A 16163-nucleotide genomic window follows, 5' to 3' on the forward strand; every position below is an offset into this window, starting at 1 on the left:
CTCCTTGGCTATAATGATGTGGCCTGTTTATCTATTGATTGTACGTTATAGAAATGTCGATTAATCGCATTGATAAAGGCTTGAGCAGATGCTTCCAGTACGTCTTGAGCTGAGCCACGTCCACTAACTGCCACGTCATTAACTGTCATTTTGACGTGAACCTCTGCGAGTGCGTCACGGCCCCTGCCGATCGAATTCAAATTGTAGTCCGTTAGGTGGATTTCTTCTTTTACTAGTGCCTCAATCGTGTTGTATAAAGCCTCTACGGATCCGTTACCAGTACCGGCTGTTTCTACTCTTGCATCTTCTGGTGTCGTAAGAGCAACCGTAGCAGTTGGGAGATTGGAAGATCCATATTGAACTTGGAAGGCTTCTAATTTGTATTTTTTTACGTTTTTCACATCTGTTTGAATGTCTGTCAGTATCGTGAATAAATCATCATCCGTTACTTCCTTTTTGTGGTCTGTTAATAGTTTAAAAGCTTGAAAGGCTTCCATTAGCTTATCTTCTTGTAGTTCGTAGCCGAGACTTTTGATTTTGTCCTTAAAAGCATGTCGACCAGAATGTTTTCCTAGAACTAGGTTGTTAGATGTAATCCCAACAAGCTCAGGAGTTATAATTTCATAGGTGGAAGCATTTTTTAGAACGCCGTCTTGGTGGATTCCTGATTCATGAGCAAAGGCATTTCTGCCAACAACCGCTTTATTGGCTGGAACGATCATACCGGTGAATCTACTTACAAGATCGCTTGTTCGCTTTATTTCTTTTAATACGAGATTAGTATGAAAAGGATATTTATCATGGCGAATGTTCAAAGCGACAGCGAACTCTTCTAATGCGGCATTCCCAGCACGTTCACCGATTCCATTTATCGTTCCTTCTATTTGGGTCGCGCCATTCTCAGCAGCCGCTAACGAATTCGCAACAGCCATTCCTAAATCATCATGGCAGTGTGCCGATAGGGATACTTGATCAATATTTCGTACATTTTCTTTTACATAACGGAACAGTCTTCCATACTCTTCAGGTGTTGTATATCCTACTGTGTCTGGGAGGTTTACAACGGAAGCCCCTGCATCAATTACTTCTTCAATGATTCGTACGAGAAAGTCATAGTCTGAACGAGACGCATCCTCTGCGGACCATTGGACTTTCGGGAAGCGCTGACGAGCGTATTTAACCGTATCAACAGCTGTTTGAATCACTTCATCAGGCGTCTTCTTTAATTTGTATGTCATGTGAATAGGGGAGGTGGCGATGAAAACGTGCAATCTAGGTTCTGCTGCGTCCTTCAACGCATCCCAAGCAATGTCGATATCGGATTTTACAGCACGGGCTAGCCCTGTGACGGAAGAATTTTTAACGGTCTGAGCAATTTTTCGAACAGCTTCAAAATCTCCTTTGGAGGAAGCGGGGAAACCCGCTTCCATAATATCCACTCCAAAGCGTTCAAGCTGTTTGGCAATCTCAATTTTCTCTAGCTGATTTAGATTGACTCCAGGGGACTGTTCTCCATCCCGAAGAGTCGTATCAAATATTTTAATTTGCGTCACTAGGGACCACTTCCTTCTTTTTAGAGCTTAGTGGGTTTTTAACAAACGGCATTAACTCGCGAAGTTCTTGGCCAACCTTTTCAATTAGATGTTCATTTTCTTTTGCGTTGATTGCGTTAAATTGTGGGCGATTTGCTTGGTTTTCAAGGATCCAGCCTTTAGCAAACGCACCAGTTTGGATATCAGTTAGAACATCTTTCATTCTAGCTTTTGTATCCTCATTTACGACACGTGGTCCGGATACAAAGTCACCCCATTGAGCAGTATCGGAGATCGAGTAGCGCATTCCAGCTAATCCACCTTCATACATTAGATCTACGATTAGTTTTAATTCATGTAAACACTCGAAGTATGCTACTTCAGGTTGATAGCCAGCTTCTGTTAATGTTTCGAATCCAGCTTTTACAAGACTTGTTACACCACCACATAGTACCGCTTGTTCTCCGAATAGATCGGTTTCGGTTTCCTCCTGGAAAGAGGTTTGTAGAATTCCTGCGCGTCCTGCACCAATGCCTTTTGCATAAGCTAAGGCAACCTCAGTAGCACTACCTGTAGCGTCTTGGTAGATACCGTATAGTGCTGGAACACCTGCACCTTCTTGATACGTTCTTCTTACCAAGTGTCCAGGTCCTTTTGGAGCTACTAGAAAAACGTCTACGTCTTCTGGTGGTACGATTTGACTAAAGTGAATATTAAAGCCGTGGGCAAATGCTAGAGCGTTCCCTGGTTTTAAATTCGGTTTAATGCTTTCTTCATAGATTTTAGGTTGATATTCATCTGGTAACAATACCATCACGAGATCAGCTTCTGCTGTAGCTTCGGCAACAGATTTAACCTCCACGCCGTCTTCGACTGCTTTATCCCAAGACTTTCCTTTTCTTAGACCAACGACTACGTCAAATCCACTTTCCTTAAGGTTAAGCGCATGCGCATGCCCTTGAGATCCATAACCGATGATGGCAACCTTTTTCGTTTGTAATACCTCTTCATTGATATTGTTGTTATAAAGTACTTTTGTCATTTTTCATTCCATCCTTTCGAATTATTATTTTAATAGGGAATATGGTGTGAACTCCGTGACTTGTGGTTGTTGACCGCGAAGGAAGGCGGTTAAGCCTGTTCGAGCCAACTCTTTAATTCCATAAGGTCGGAGTAATTCAATTAATGCTTCGATTTTTTCAGGCTTTCCGGTTACTTGAATAGATAAGCTATCCTTACTTACATCGATAATTGATGCTCGGAATGGCTCAATAATACCTTGGATTTCATTGCGTAGCTGACTACTGCTTACGACTTTGATTAAGGCAAGTTCTCTTGCCACGATGGCTTTATCGGTAATATCGGAAACCTTTAACACATCGATTTGTTTGTTCAATTGCTTTGTTAGCTGCTCGAGCTTTTGGTTGTCTTCCACTTCAACGACTAAGGTCATTTTAGAAATTCCTGGTGTTTCAGTTTGACCAACCGAGATGCTTTCAATGTTGAATTGGCGTCTTTGAAGAAGCCCTGTTACTCTGTTTAGTACACCACTTCGGTTTTGCACCGTCGCTGTTATAATTCGTTTCATGGTTTCACCCCAATCATTTCGTGCAGCCCTTTTCCTGGTGCGATCATCGGATAGACATTTTCTTGTTGAAGCACTCGGCAGTCTATGACAACGGGACCGTCATAAGCCATTAATTCTGGTAGCTGTGCTTCAAAGTCAGCTTGAGTCTCTATTTTTACACCGCGTATGGAGTAGCTGTCTGCCAGTTTGACAAAGTCGGGTTGAATAGCAAATAAAGACTCTGAATATCGTTCTTCATAAAATTTCTCTTGCCATTGACGAACCATGCCTAATGCTTGGTTGTTCACAATAATCACTTTTACAGGTAAATTTCGTTCTTGAAGAATAGATAGCTCCTGAAACGTCATTTGAAATCCGCCGTCACCTACAATAGCAACGACTAAATCATCTGGCTTTGCCAGCTGTGCGCCGATAGCAGAAGGGAAGCCAAAGCCCATTGTTCCAAGTCCGCCTGATGTTACCCAACGGTCTGGTTTTTCTAAAGTGTAGTATTGTGCTGCCCACATTTGGTGCTGTCCTACATCGGTTGTTACAATTGCTTCCCCTTTCGTCACTTCGTGAACCGTTTCTAATACCCATTGTCCAATCATGGACTCTTTTGGATTGTTGTACCACAACGGATATTCGTCTTGATAACGACCTAATAATTCCCACCATTGTTCGTGATCCGGTGTTTCTGAAGCTAGGGAGAGTAATTGCTTTAATGCTTCATTGGCATCAGACACAATCGGAATATGGGTTGTTATATTTTTACCTATCTCAGCAGGATCAATGTCAATATGAGCTACGGTCGCATTTGGTGCAAAATGCTGTAAATTACCGGTCAATCTGTCATCAAACCTAGCCCCAATATTGATAAGTAAGTCACATTCATAAAGGGCCATATTGGATGTAAAGGTTCCATGCATACCCGCCATACCTAAATGGTTTTGGTGAGAACCCGGAAAACTGCCGAGACCTAGTAGGGTAGTGGTTACCGGTAATTGAAATTTTTCCACAAATTCGAGTAAGCGATTTGAAGCTTTTCCGTGTAAAACGCCAGCTCCTGCAAGTAAGATTGGTTTCTTTGATTTCGTTAAGGAATCCGCTAGTTTTTTAATCTGTAACGGGTTTGGCTTCAACGTTGGTTGGTAACCGGGTAAATCAAAAGAAGTATCAAACTCTACATCACTGGATATTTCAGCTGAAATGTCTTTCGGTATATCTACGACTACAGGACCAGGTCTTCCTGTTGTGGCGATATGGAAAGCTTCCTTCACGATTCGTGGAAGGTCCGTAATCGTTTGAACTTGATAATTGTGCTTCGTGATGGGAGTTGTGATGCCCATTACATCTGCTTCCTGGAAAGCATCTGTTCCGATTACTCCTGTAGCAACTTGCCCCGTAAAGACAACAAGCGGGAGAGAGTCCATCATTGCATCTGCAATTCCCGTAACTAGATTAGTAGCACCTGGACCAGAAGTAGCAAAGACTACTCCAGGCTTTCGAGAAACACGAGCATATCCCTCTGCAGCATGGATAGTTCCTTGCTCGTGTCGTCCTAAAATGTGTGTAAAGGCATTTCCTGCACGATAAATCGCATCATAGATTGGTAGTACAGCTCCACCTGGATATCCAAAAACAGTATCAACACCTTCTTTCACCAATGCTTCTACAAGAAGATCTGCACCGTTTTTCGGTGTCACGCCGGTATTAAGGCCCGGCTTCATTTCTACTTTCACTTTTAATCCCTCCTAATAATGATTTTGGTAAGTTATTTTATCCTTTTCATGTTCATGAATAGGGGATGGACCTAAAAAAGACCCTTTCTCCCAACATAACTGCGCAATGACAGAAAAATCGGGGAGAAAAGGTCTTTGCTTTTCACGGTACCACCCTTTGTTTACAGTCTCCTCGCGGAAAACTGCCTTGTGAAGCTGAATCTCAGCTTCTTTTGATAACAGGTGCAGAGAAGGAGCACCTGGTTAAGCCTATTGGGATAAACCGTTCGGCTCAACACTCAGGGACGATGTCAGAATAAGGTGTATTTCCGGGCTTCCAGCAACCCCGGCTCTCTGAGAATACAGGATCTTATTCCTTTGTTCCCGTCTTCGCTTTAATCATTATGGACCTTTTTCAAGTTCCATTCGTTTGTTTTATATCTTCATAACTCCACCTGTGTTCGCAGACGTTACGAGTTTTGAATACTTTGCTAGGTAGCCGGATTTAATCTTCGGCTCTGGTTTTTCCCATGTTGCCCGTCTTTGCTCAAGTGTATCTTCATCGACAAGAAGCTCGATGGAACGGTTTGGTAAATCAATAACGATTTGATCGCCGTTTTGCACGTAAGCAATTGGTCCACCTTCAGCAGCTTCTGGTGAGATATGTCCAATGGAAATACCTCGAGTTGCACCTGAGAATCTACCATCTGTGATTAAGGCCACGTCTTTCCCTAATCCTCTTCCTGCAATAGAAGAAGTAGGGGCGAGCATCTCGGGCATTCCCGGTCCACCTTTTGGACCTTCATATCGAATGACTACAACGTGTCCGGCGTTTACGGTGCCATCGTCGATTCCAGCTTGTGCTTCTTCTTGTGATTCAAAAACAATTGCTTCTCCACTAAACGTTTGAATCGATGGATCGACAGCACCTACTTTAATGACACTTCCATCTGGTGCTAGATTTCCATGAAGTATGGATAAACCACCAACAGGGCTGTACGGGTTATCAAGTGTTCTTATTACATTAGAATTTATGATTTCTGCATCTTTCACATTTTCATAGATTGATTTTCCAGTAACCGTAATCCGATCTTTATGAATGAGCCCATCAATTTTACATAACTCTTTGATGATGGCACTAACCCCACCAGCTAAATGGACGTCATGCATAGAGTAGTCAGATGCTGGACTTATCTTTGATAGATAAGGGACCCTTTCTGCAATTTCATTGACGCGTTTTAGGTCATAGTCAACGCCAGCTTCATGGGCAATCGCGATTGTATGCAAGACTGTGTTTGTCGAACCACCCATAGCCATATCTAAGGCGAATGCATCGTCAATCGTGTCTTTTGTAATAATATCTCTAGGTTTTATATCCTTTTCTACCAAGTTAATAAGGTGTTTTGCCGCTTGATAGATTAACTCATGTCGTTCATCTGATGTTGCTAGAATAGTACCATTACCAGGAACCGTCATACCGAGCATTTCCATGAGAGAATTCATGGAGTTCGCCGTAAACATTCCGGAACAAGACCCACAGGTTGGACAAGCTAGAGTTTCTAACTCCGTTAATTCCGATTCCGACATGTTACCGGAATGGACGGCACCGACCCCTTCAAACATTGATACAAGTGAAAGTGGCTGTCCGGTAGGGGACATTCCTGCTTCCATAGGCCCTCCCGATACAAAAACGGAAGGTACATTGGTTCTAGCGGAAGCCATTAACATACCTGGTGTGATTTTGTCACAGTTTGGAATGAAAAATACTCCATCGAACCAGTGAGCATTAATAACTGTTTCTGCACTATCTGCAATGATTTCTCTACTTGGTAGGGAATACCTCATTCCGATATGTCCCATGGCGATTCCATCATCGACACCAATCGTGTTAAATTCAAATGGTATTCCGCCAGCCTCGCGAATCGCGTCCTTTACTACTTCTGCAAATTTATTTAAGTGCCGGTGACCTGGAATAATGTCAACATAAGAGTTACAAACCCCAATAAATGGCTTTCCCAAATCACTAGTCTTTACCCCGGTAGCATGCAATAGGCTACGGTGAGGGGCTCGATCAATCCCTTTTTTTATCATGTCGCTTCGCATGGTGTGAACCTCCTTAACTAACTACAGCTTTGTCCTGATTTTCCGACGGATAACAATATACCCCATCTGTTGTTACGACTCTTCTGAATTCCTTTAATAGATGATCGGTAATCGCTCCTGGCTTTCCATCGTTGACTGGACGTCCATCTACTTCAACGACTGCGATAACTTCTACCGCGGTTCCCGTTAAGAAAACTTCATCGGCAACATATACATCGTGTCGAGTAAATGGAGATTCTTTAACCTCATATTGATTCTCTCGGGCTAATTCTATGATGGCATTTCGTGTAATTCCTTCTAGCGCCCCGAGATATACCGGAGGGGTATAAATGGTTTTATTTTTTATAATAAAAATGTTATCTGCTGAACCTTCTGTTACATAACCTTGATCATTTAACATCAAAGCTTCATCTACTCCGGCTTGGTTCGCTTCTAATTTCACTAGTATATTGTTTAAATAATTTAGTGATTTTACTTGTGGACTTAATACGTCTGGACGGTTTCGTCTACTTGCAACCGAACCAACTCGTATTCCTTTTTCATATAATTCCTTCGGATAAAGAGCGAGTGCTTCCGCGATTACAATGACACGCGGTTGAGAGCAATGTCTTGGATCAAGTCCTAAGTTTCCAGGCCCACGGGAAATGACGACACGAATGTAAGCATTTTCTAGTTGGTTTCGTCTAATAGTGTCTACAATAATTCGTTCCATTTCCTCCTTGGTGTATGGGACTTTTAACATAATGGATTGAGCTGATTCGTATAAGCGCTTAAGATGTTCGTGAAGCTTAAAAATGTTTCCGCTGTATACCCGAATTCCTTCAAATACACCATCGCCGTATAAGAAACCATGATCATATACAGAGACAACAGCGTCTTCCTTCTTTACGAATGTGTCACCTAAAAATATCCATTGATTATCCATGCTCAACCACTCCTCTCTGTTTGAATTTTCAATCATTAATCAATAAAAAAACTCACAAACTGTTAACCTAGTTTGGGCAAAAAGTGCGTTAGATTATCTTACAATAAACTATCGCCTCTTCATGGAAAACACATATAATGTTAATCAGTTCTTTCAGTAATTTTGATTAATAATTATTTTAATTGACGACAATCATACATCCATTTTTCATGAAGGTCAACAGGTTTAGTGAAAATTTTCAGATAGTTGTGATAAATCAGACAACTAGTAAGCGCTTACACTATTAAAAAATAAAGGTTTGCTTCAAATAGAAAAAATGGAGCCTAAATTTCTCTCTATATAGGAAAAAATAAATCATTTTGAAAAGGCTAGAATGCTTCCAAAAGTTATAAGTTTACAATTGTCCATATGAGGTGTACGGTTTTAGAAAGTCGAATCACTCTGAATAAAATGGTACGATGAGTATTATTTAGATGAAGGAAGAGTTTAGTAATGAAATCTACAAAACTTTGTATTATACCTTGTGGAAATAAAAAGATTTGGGACAAGCATTTAGATGCTGGACCAACCGTTGCAAAAGAGGCTTACATTGGTACGTTTCATCGTTTATGCGAACAGTATGCAGATCATTTTCAATTGGATTGGGTCGTATTGTCCGCAAAGCACGGATTTTTATATCCGGATGATTGGGTAGTTGGTCCTTATGATCTTTCCTTTAATCATAAAGGAAAGGCTATTATCTCTATGGAACGTCTACAAGAGCAAGTGAAGGATAAAGGGTTAGATAAATACGCTGAGTTAGTGCTTTTAACAGGAAAGAAATATCGCCCAATCGTCCATACTTGTTTTCCGGAACATCCTGTTCAATATCCGTTACAAGATTGTCCAGGCATCGGTTATATGCAGAAGAAATTAAAAGAATCTATAGAATCGGGTATGCCAATTCATGAATGATTAGCTTTCTTGAAAGAAGAGAAGGCTTTTTTGTGACAATTTTGTTAAAAAATGTACTTAATTATGAACCAAACTCCCTTTTTTGAATACACCATTATTGTGGGCGAAAATCCTACAAGAATAAAGGGAGGAGACGGTTTATGTTTTATCATGTGAAAGAATTACAATATAGAGCAGTTCCTGAACGGCCAGATCCAGTGTATGCAAGAAAGCTACAAGAGGTCTTAGGAGGGCAATTTGGAGAGATCTCCGTAGCGATGCAATACTTATTCCAAGGTTGGGGTACGCGCGGAGAAGGGAAATATAAAGACCTTCTTATGGATACAGGTGCGGAGGAACTTGCCCATATCGAAATGCTAGCAACGATGATTGCAAGATTATTGGATAATGCACCTGAAGTAGATCTTGACCAAGCAGTGGATAATCCAGTTGTTGCAGCTATTTTGGGTGGAACGAATCCACAGCATGCGATTGTATCTGGATTAGCTGCGATGCCATCCGATAGTATTGGAAACAGATGGACGGCAGATTACATCATTGCTAGTGGTAACCTATTAGCGGATTTTAGAGCTAACCTAAACGCTGAATCTCAAGGAAGATTGCAAGTAGTGCGCCTGTATGAAGAAACAGATGATCGTGGCGTAAAAGATATGCTATCCTGGCTTATAGCAAGGGATACGATGCATCAAAATCAATGGATTGCTGCTATCCATGAACTAGAAGAAGAGCAAGGTGGAATCGTAGTTCCTGTTACGTTCCCACACGAATTAGAAAAACAAGAAGTATCCTATACGTTGTTTAACTATTCTGCTGGTAACGATAGTGCAAAAGGAAGATGGGCTTATGGTCCTGCACCAGATGGACACGGGGTATTTAATTATGTGGAACATCCTCAGCCACACGGGGGAAAACCAGTCTTGAGTCCTGCACCACTTTGGGTTCACGACACCCCGTTGGATTTATTAAACGTAAAAGGTCGTCCAGATCCAGACTTGAAATAATGGCAAAAGGCTGCTCACACGAGCAGCCTTTTCGTTTAACCAGTAAACACTTGGTCCGTTGGATAGCGAACATGTGTATCGTGAGGTTTTGCTAGCATGAAAGCAAAGGTTAATGGCCCAATACGGCCGATAAACATCAGTATCATAATTAATATTTTTCCTAGTGTACTTAAATCAAATGTTAGGCCAGTTGATAATCCCACGGTTCCGAAAGCAGAAAAAGCTTCAAATGCGACAGCTAGAAATGGTGCTTCTTCTGTAATGGTTAACAAGAAAATAAAAATAAAAAGAACAGTAATGCTTATCATAATAATGGCTAAGGATCGAATTATGATTTCCGTTTGAATTCTTCTTCCGTAAAGAACCGGTTCCGATTTAGAACGAAGGAAGTTGATAGTTGCTAATAGTACGACCATAGCAGTCGTAAGCTTAATCCCGCTTCCCGTTGAAGCACTACCAGCCCCAATAAACATTAAAGACATGGTGAAAACAAGGGATGCATCTTCCATTTCACCGGTATTGATTGTATTGAACCCAGCTGTTCTAGGACTTACCGCTTGAAAGAAGGAAGCAAACCATTTTCCTGTTTCATCTAATGTTCCAATTGTATTCGGATTATTATACTCTAGTAAAAACAAAATTATCGTAGCGGCAATGTTTAACACGATAGTACCGATTATCATCATTTTAGTGTGAAGCATAAAGGAACGCCAATGTTTACTTCGAATTAAATCCGCGATCACGGTAAATCCAAGCCCACCTACGATAAACAGAAAGCTTAGCACTATATTGACAACCGGATCGGCTACGTAATCTATTAGATTATTAGTCCAGGTAGAAAATCCGGCGTTATTAAAGGCTGAAACGGTATGAAAGAGACTGTTAAATATCCCGTGCTTCCATCCGTATTCCGGTACCCATCGAAAAGAAAGGATGAGAAACGCGATACATTCAACGGTTAGTACAAACTTCATTAATAATTTGACAAGCTGGACAATTCCACCTGTATTGGTTTGGTTAAATGCCTCTGTCATAATAATTCTTTGTCTCAAAGATATCTTTTTACCTATGATAAGCAGAATGAAAACAGCAAAAGTCATTAAACCGATTCCGCCAATTTGAATCATGATCATAATTACAATTTGACCAAACATGGTAAACTGTGTTGCGGTATCTACCACAATTAATCCAGTAACGGTTGTGGAGGAAACCGCTGTGAACAAAGCATCTATCCAAGAAATTGATCCGGTCGTTGCAAACGGTAATTTTAATAGAATTGTTCCCAACAAAATAACGACAAGAAAGCTAAAAGCAAGAATTCTAGTAGGTGAAATATTTACTAAAAAACCTCGTATATGTGGCATATTATTTCCCCTTCAGGAAGATTTTATGAACCTATTATATACCTCTAAACTAAGAATGCTAGTGTTTTTTTCACTCTATGAAGTAATCATTTCATTGGCTATGTTTCCATCATTAGGATAGATGGAATATGGTTCTTCATACGTCCAATTGCTTTTCCAAATAACTTCTTTTCTTTTTAGTGGGGCAATAGTTTTCACAAAGATATTCCTCCTAGACTTTTTTCTTATAAAATATCAGGTCGTTCCCCTTTTTTCGTTAAAAATCCATGTTTGTCCATGTCAAAATCAGTGCAATTTGAAAATGATATAGTATGTCGCAATAGTGTATCCAAGATGACGACACCGTACTGATTCCAAACAAATTGTTCAATTAGGAGGTGTGAAAATTGGACAAAGATACTTTAATCCGTTCATTATTGCTATTTGTTGCAGTAACAAACCAAGTCTTAGTATTTCTTGGACATTCTACCATTCCTGTAGGGAACCCTATGGTAGAGCAAATCATAGCGACAATTTTCACGGTGATTTCTTCTTTTATCGTCTGGTTCAAAACCAATTATTTAACCAAAACTGGAAAATTACTAAAAAAAATTCTAAATCAGAATGGACTATTAAGATTCAAAAAGAAGTTCAAGAGATGGAACCTCTCCTTATCCTTGATGCCGGTCATGGCGGGCAAGAAATAGGGACGGGATCTAACTCTAAATGGACCGAAAAGGCAATAAATCTTCAAATCTCTCATTATCAATATAAACGATTTAAAGAGTTGGAAATTCCAGTTGCCATGACCCGTACAACCGATGAAACAATCTCTAAAGAAGAAAGAGCAAGAATGATTAGAGAGAGCGGGGCGAAATATTGTATATCCAATCATATTAATTCTGGTAAAGAAGGTGGAGTGAATATCATTTATTCCATTTATTGTGAGGATAAATTGAGTCAAGCCATTGCAGATGAACTACGGAAAGAAGGACAAAAAATTAACGAAGTATTTTCTAAATCATTACCAGATAATCCGAAACAGGATCTTCATTATATGAATCGAGAAACAGAGAATGTTCAAACAACGATTATCAAATATGGATTTGCTGACTCTGGTCAAGATGTCACAAAGTTAAACGGAAGTTGGAAAAAATACGCAGAAGCTGTAGTTCGTGGTTTTTGTCGATATGAAGGATTCCAATATTTTAATCCGAAAATAGAAGAGAACAAGCAAGATGATTTTGAACCGGTCGAGAAAAAAGAGGAGGACCTAACTGGCTATGTTCTTCATTTACCTGCACATGCTCCTTTCTGGAAAGTATATCCACTTGGAATTGAGCCTAAGGAAGGGCAAGAGCTGGGGGTTATTCACCCTAAAAAATTTAATGGGCTTGAGTACAAAATTCTAGGCAGTGCTCACCCACACGTTTACACGATTTCAACATCCAGTTTTGGTACTGTTCAAATTTGCGCGCACCCTGAAACAGGAGCCGTTGTTAAAGACTTAGAGGAAGAACTTGATAAATAACAAAATAAGGGAGAATTAGATGCCTCCATTATGAGGAAAGGCATCATAACCTTTTATAACAGTAACCACTCAACAAGTGCAGATTATAGAATGGTAGAAGGGGGCGCTTTAAGCGTCTTCTTCTTTTTTGGTTTGCCGGGCACCATGTTGCTGGAGTATGATGGAAGTGACGGAGAAATTAGATAAGGAAAAGAAGAGGTGGTTACGTGTCAACCAATAATTTGAAATGGGATTTAGATCGTATTTTCCCTGGTGGGAGTACATCTGAACAATTAAAAACCTACATAGAAACGTTAGAAATAGAAATTAAAGAATTAGAAAAAATGCTTACTAGTAAAGAGACAATTGAATCTTTTGGAAATGTACATACTTTCAAGAAAATTCTAAGGTCGATTGAATCTGTTACGAAACGATTAGGAGAAATATCCTCTTTTGTTGGCTGTTTGACTGCACAAGATGTATCGGACAATCACGCCAAACTTTTAGTGGGAAAACGGAATGATTTAGCTGCTAAGTACTCCACGATTATGTCTAAACTAGACGAACAAATCAAGGCTATTCCAGAGCAAGCATGGAAAGAGCTATTACAAGATGAAGGGCTTTCCTCCTTGCAGTTTGTGTTGCAGGAACGAAGAGAGAAAGCAATGGATAAGCTCCCACTTCAACAGGAAGTTCTTTTAAACGATTTAGCTGTAGACGGTTACCATGCTTGGGGTGAAATGTACGATACAATCGTTGGGAAAATCTCGATTGATGTGGAGATAGCTGGACAGTCCCAATCTTTATCAGTAGGACAAGCGGAAAATAAACTAGGTAATCCAGATCGTTCGGTTCGTGAAAATGTATTTAATAAATTGGAAGATGCTTGGTTGAAAGACGCCGACCTATTCACGGATACCATCAACCATTTGGCAGGATTCCGTCTCCAAACTTATAAGCATCGTGGTTGGGAACAGGTTTTGAAAGAGGCACTCGAATATAATCGAATGAATGAAACTACCTTAACATCAATGTGGGAAGCTATATCTAATAATAAGACGCCATTTGTCTCTTACTTAAAACGTAAGGCAGAACTTTTAGGGATTGAGAAAATGAGTTGGTATGATTTAGATGCCCCTGTGGCGAAATCAACGGAAACGATTAGTTATGATCAAGCTGCCGAAATGATTGAGAAAGAGTTTGGAGAATTTAGTTCGGAAATGGCTTCTTTTGCTAAGTATGCTTTTGATCATCGTTGGATTGAAGCGGAAGACCGTGCTGGCAAGCGTCCAGGAGGATTTTGTACAGGTTTCCCAGATAGTAAAGAAACGAGAATTTTCATGACATACTCTGGTACAGCATCGAATGTATCAACCTTAGCCCATGAACTGGGACATGCCTACCATCAGCATGTTATGGACGACATGGAGTTGTTAAATCAGGATTATGCGATGAATGTAGCGGAGACTGCATCGACATTAGCAGAGATGATTTTAGCGGATGCTGCTGTGAAACAAGCAAAAAATGATGAAGAGAAAATCGCGCTTTTGGAAGATAAAATTCAGCGGAGTGTCGCATTTTTTATGAACATTCATGCTAGATTCTTATTTGAAACAAGATTTTATGAAGAACGTAAAAAAGGCATGGTACCAACTAATCGCCTCCATGCTTTAATGAAGGAAGCGCAAGAAGAAGCCTATTGTGGAGAATTAGACCGATATAACCCAATTTTCTGGGCTTCAAAGCTTCACTTCCATATTACGGATGTTCCATTTTATAATTTCCCATACACGTTTGGTTACTTATTTAGCCTAGGGATTTATGCACATGCCCAAGAACACAAAGCGGAATTTGAAGAGTTCTATAAAGCGATCTTAAAGGATACCGGAAGGATGAGGGTAGAAGACCTAGCCACAAAACATCTTAAAGTAGATTTAGGGTCTTTGGATTTCTGGGAAAAAGGGATTCAGCTTTGCATTGCAGACGTAGAAGAATTTCTTAAGCTTACCGAAAGTAGGTTATAACAAAAAGAGCCGTTTGGCTCTTTTTTTCTGTAAGGGGCTGTTGAAATATGGAAACAGGTTTTGTATAATACGATTAGCAAAAAAAGCATAAGAAATAAAGCCTTCAGGGGGAGCCGTAGTGGCTGAGAGTGAACATATCGTTCAGACCCTTTGAACCTGTTAGTTAATTCTAGCGTAGGGATGGTGGCTTTTTTGATGGCGTAGTATGCAATGTGAGCGGGTCCTCCATCAGGAAGCTTCCCCTTGGCATTGCTTTTTTTGTTGCCAAAAAACAGGGGAGGAATTTAAATGAATTCAAGTAAGAGAGTATTATTTTTAGTGGAAGTGGCTATTTTATCTGCTTTTGCCTATGTGTTGGATATCATACCGTTCTTATCCATTAAATTCTGGGCACAAGGTGGATCGGTTTCCTTGGCGATGATTCCAGTATTTATCGTTGCCTATCGTTGGGGACTAAAAGGTGGATTACTATCTGGAGTATTATTTGGATTGTATCAAGTAGCTTTCGGTCAGGCTTATATTCTAACACCGATTCAAGGAATTCTTGATTATGGTGTAGCTTTTACTGTACTAGGATTTGCTGGCTTATTTGCTGGTAGGGTACAACAAAGCTTAAAAGAACGAAACAAAATCCAATTTATCTGGAATGTTAGTGCAGGAATTCTGTTAGGATGTACACTGCGATTTTTCGCTCACTATTTCGCAGGGGTTGCATTCTTTGAATCCGCAGTCGATGGAATGGGTATTTATCTATATTCCTTCTTGTATAACATTTCTTATCTACTTCCATGCTTTATCTTAAATGCTATCGTGATTGGCTTTTTATTCTATAAGCAGCCTCGTTTACTAGTATTAAAAACAGCAGCAATCAATTAGAAAAAGGAAAAGCTCGGGCTTTATTGCCCGGGCTTCTTTCCGTATTACACATAGTTAATAACCGTCGCCATGACTGATGAATAGGATGGTTATTTCTTAGAAAAGTCGTTAACTATATATAGTAAGATTCATTTAAACTTTTAATATATTTGTAACCTAAAATAAACCCTTCGATAAAATGTGTTTCAGATTCAATTGCTGCACAGTGGTTGTACGCGGAATCAATCTCAAACAATGCATTCTTTAGTTCATTGTTACTACATAGGTTAACTGCATGATTGAATGTATAAATTGCTTCCTTATTTGCCTTTTCTTTTGTTGGATAAGAGATGTTTTCCTCCTCATACTTTAGAAGAGCAGTAATTGCAATTTCTCTGATTACCTCCTCCATACCCTTTTCATAAGCTTTTTCAAGATGCTTTAAGGCATCCATATCATTAGTGTGATGTGAACTCTTATAAACCTCTAATACATTATGAAACGGAACTATAGATAATCGATGCACATTTATTCCACCTTTGTTAAGTTATTTTGAATCCATTATGGGGCATATATTGAATATTTATACATTGATAAACAAAACCTAGCTCCAAAAATATTTTTTAAC

The 16163-nt window shown here is 39.8% G+C and carries 15 protein-coding genes and 1 riboswitch; of the genes, 6 read left to right on the plus strand and 9 right to left on the minus strand.

Annotated features, from left to right (window positions below; translation table 11 throughout):
• Positions 1-8 precede the first annotated feature (8 nt).
• The 6 genes from KO561_RS07820 to ilvE all read right to left on the minus strand — a co-directional run bounded on the left by KO561_RS07820 (position 9) and on the right by ilvE (position 7848).
• Positions 9-1553: a 2-isopropylmalate synthase gene (locus tag KO561_RS07820; RefSeq protein WP_231096552.1), complete on the minus strand. Its 1545-nt coding sequence runs from the start codon at positions 1551-1553 to the stop codon at positions 9-11.
• Entirely contained in the window at positions 1540-2574 is a 1035-nt protein-coding gene (ilvC, locus tag KO561_RS07825) for a ketol-acid reductoisomerase (RefSeq protein WP_231096553.1), read from the minus strand. The genes KO561_RS07820 and ilvC overlap by 14 nt, the downstream gene beginning before the upstream one ends.
• A 24-nt stretch (positions 2575-2598) precedes the next feature.
• Positions 2599-3120: an acetolactate synthase small subunit gene (ilvN, locus tag KO561_RS07830; protein WP_231096554.1), complete on the minus strand. Its 522-nt coding sequence runs from the start codon at positions 3118-3120 to the stop codon at positions 2599-2601.
• Entirely contained in the window at positions 3117-4829 is a 1713-nt protein-coding gene (gene ilvB, locus KO561_RS07835; RefSeq protein ID WP_231097072.1) for an acetolactate synthase large subunit, read from the minus strand. Before ilvB ends, ilvN begins: the two co-directional genes overlap by 4 nt.
• Positions 4830-5255: 426 nt before the next feature.
• Positions 5256-6923 carry a dihydroxy-acid dehydratase gene (ilvD, locus tag KO561_RS07840; protein ID WP_231096555.1) on the minus strand — a complete coding sequence of 556 codons (1668 nt, stop codon included), beginning with the start codon at positions 6921-6923 and terminating at the stop codon, positions 5256-5258.
• A gap of 13 nt (positions 6924-6936) precedes the next feature.
• The gene (ilvE, locus tag KO561_RS07845; RefSeq protein ID WP_231096556.1) at positions 6937-7848 is read right to left on the minus strand and encodes a branched-chain-amino-acid transaminase; all 912 of its coding nucleotides are present in this window, start codon (positions 7846-7848) and stop codon (positions 6937-6939) included.
• 492 nt (positions 7849-8340) lie between these two features.
• Between ilvE and KO561_RS07850 the strand changes: the two genes are divergently transcribed.
• Entirely contained in the window at positions 8341-8802 is a 462-nt protein-coding gene (locus KO561_RS07850) for a DUF6884 domain-containing protein (RefSeq protein WP_231096557.1), read from the plus strand.
• Positions 8803-8942: 140 nt separating this feature from the next.
• Positions 8943-9803 carry a manganese catalase gene (locus KO561_RS07855; RefSeq protein WP_231096558.1) on the plus strand — a complete coding sequence of 287 codons (861 nt, stop codon included), beginning with the start codon at positions 8943-8945 and terminating at the stop codon, positions 9801-9803.
• A gap of 35 nt (positions 9804-9838) precedes the next feature.
• Here KO561_RS07855 and KO561_RS07860 read toward each other — a convergent pair whose 3' ends face one another.
• Together KO561_RS07860 and KO561_RS20440 are read right to left on the minus strand one after the other, a co-directional pair.
• On the minus strand, positions 9839-11167 hold the full coding sequence (locus KO561_RS07860) for a TrkH family potassium uptake protein (RefSeq protein WP_231096559.1): 1329 nt from the start codon (positions 11165-11167) through the stop codon (positions 9839-9841).
• 75 nt (positions 11168-11242) lie between these two features.
• Positions 11243-11365, minus strand: coding sequence for a hypothetical protein (locus KO561_RS20440; protein WP_269140704.1), 123 nt, complete (start codon positions 11363-11365; stop codon positions 11243-11245).
• A gap of 188 nt (positions 11366-11553) precedes the next feature.
• Here KO561_RS20440 and KO561_RS07865 point away from each other — a divergent pair, with 188 nt between their 5' ends.
• The 4 genes from KO561_RS07865 (at position 11554) to thiT (ending at position 15556) form a co-directional block, all read left to right on the plus strand.
• Positions 11554-11853, plus strand: a complete 300-nt coding sequence (locus tag KO561_RS07865; protein WP_231096560.1) for a phage holin — start codon at positions 11554-11556, stop codon at positions 11851-11853.
• Positions 11805-12677: an N-acetylmuramoyl-L-alanine amidase family protein gene (locus KO561_RS07870; RefSeq protein ID WP_231096561.1), complete on the plus strand. Its 873-nt coding sequence runs from the start codon at positions 11805-11807 to the stop codon at positions 12675-12677. The genes KO561_RS07865 and KO561_RS07870 overlap by 49 nt, the downstream gene beginning before the upstream one ends.
• Before the next feature lie 206 nt (positions 12678-12883).
• Complete coding sequence (locus KO561_RS07875; protein ID WP_231096562.1) at positions 12884-14680, plus strand: M3 family oligoendopeptidase; 1797 nt, start codon at positions 12884-12886, stop codon at positions 14678-14680.
• Between the two features lie 96 nt (positions 14681-14776).
• Positions 14777-14878, plus strand: a riboswitch (TPP riboswitch).
• Between the two features lie 90 nt (positions 14879-14968).
• Positions 14969-15556, plus strand: coding sequence for an energy-coupled thiamine transporter ThiT (gene thiT / locus KO561_RS07880; protein ID WP_231096563.1), 588 nt, complete (start codon positions 14969-14971; stop codon positions 15554-15556).
• Between the two features lie 112 nt (positions 15557-15668).
• Here the strand turns inward: thiT and KO561_RS07885 are convergent, their stop codons facing one another.
• The gene (locus tag KO561_RS07885; RefSeq protein WP_231096564.1) at positions 15669-16061 is read right to left on the minus strand and encodes a hypothetical protein; all 393 of its coding nucleotides are present in this window, start codon (positions 16059-16061) and stop codon (positions 15669-15671) included.
• Between the last annotated feature and the right edge of the window lie 102 nt (positions 16062-16163).

Origin of the sequence: Radiobacillus kanasensis (genome assembly GCF_021049245.1) — a bacterium.
Lineage (GTDB): Bacteria > Bacillota > Bacilli > Bacillales > Amphibacillaceae > Radiobacillus > Radiobacillus kanasensis.

Coding starts and splice junctions, on each gene's coding strand:
- ilvC (WP_231096553.1), bottom strand. CDS start 2,574: ATGACAAAAGTACTTTATAACAACAATATCAATGAAGAGGTATTACAA.
- ilvN (WP_231096554.1), bottom strand. CDS start 3,120: ATGAAACGAATTATAACAGCGACGGTGCAAAACCGAAGTGGTGTACTA.
- ilvB (WP_231097072.1), bottom strand. CDS start 4,829: ATGAAGCCGGGCCTTAATACCGGCGTGACACCGAAAAACGGTGCAGAT.
- ilvD (WP_231096555.1), bottom strand. CDS start 6,923: ATGCGAAGCGACATGATAAAAAAAGGGATTGATCGAGCCCCTCACCGT.
- ilvE (WP_231096556.1), bottom strand. CDS start 7,848: ATGGATAATCAATGGATATTTTTAGGTGACACATTCGTAAAGAAGGAA.
- KO561_RS07850 (WP_231096557.1), top strand. CDS start 8,341: ATGAAATCTACAAAACTTTGTATTATACCTTGTGGAAATAAAAAGATT.
- KO561_RS07855 (WP_231096558.1), top strand. CDS start 8,943: ATGTTTTATCATGTGAAAGAATTACAATATAGAGCAGTTCCTGAACGG.
- KO561_RS07860 (WP_231096559.1), bottom strand. CDS start 11,167: ATGCCACATATACGAGGTTTTTTAGTAAATATTTCACCTACTAGAATT.
- KO561_RS07870 (WP_231096561.1), top strand. CDS start 11,805: ATGGAACCTCTCCTTATCCTTGATGCCGGTCATGGCGGGCAAGAAATA.
- thiT (WP_231096563.1), top strand. CDS start 14,969: ATGAATTCAAGTAAGAGAGTATTATTTTTAGTGGAAGTGGCTATTTTA.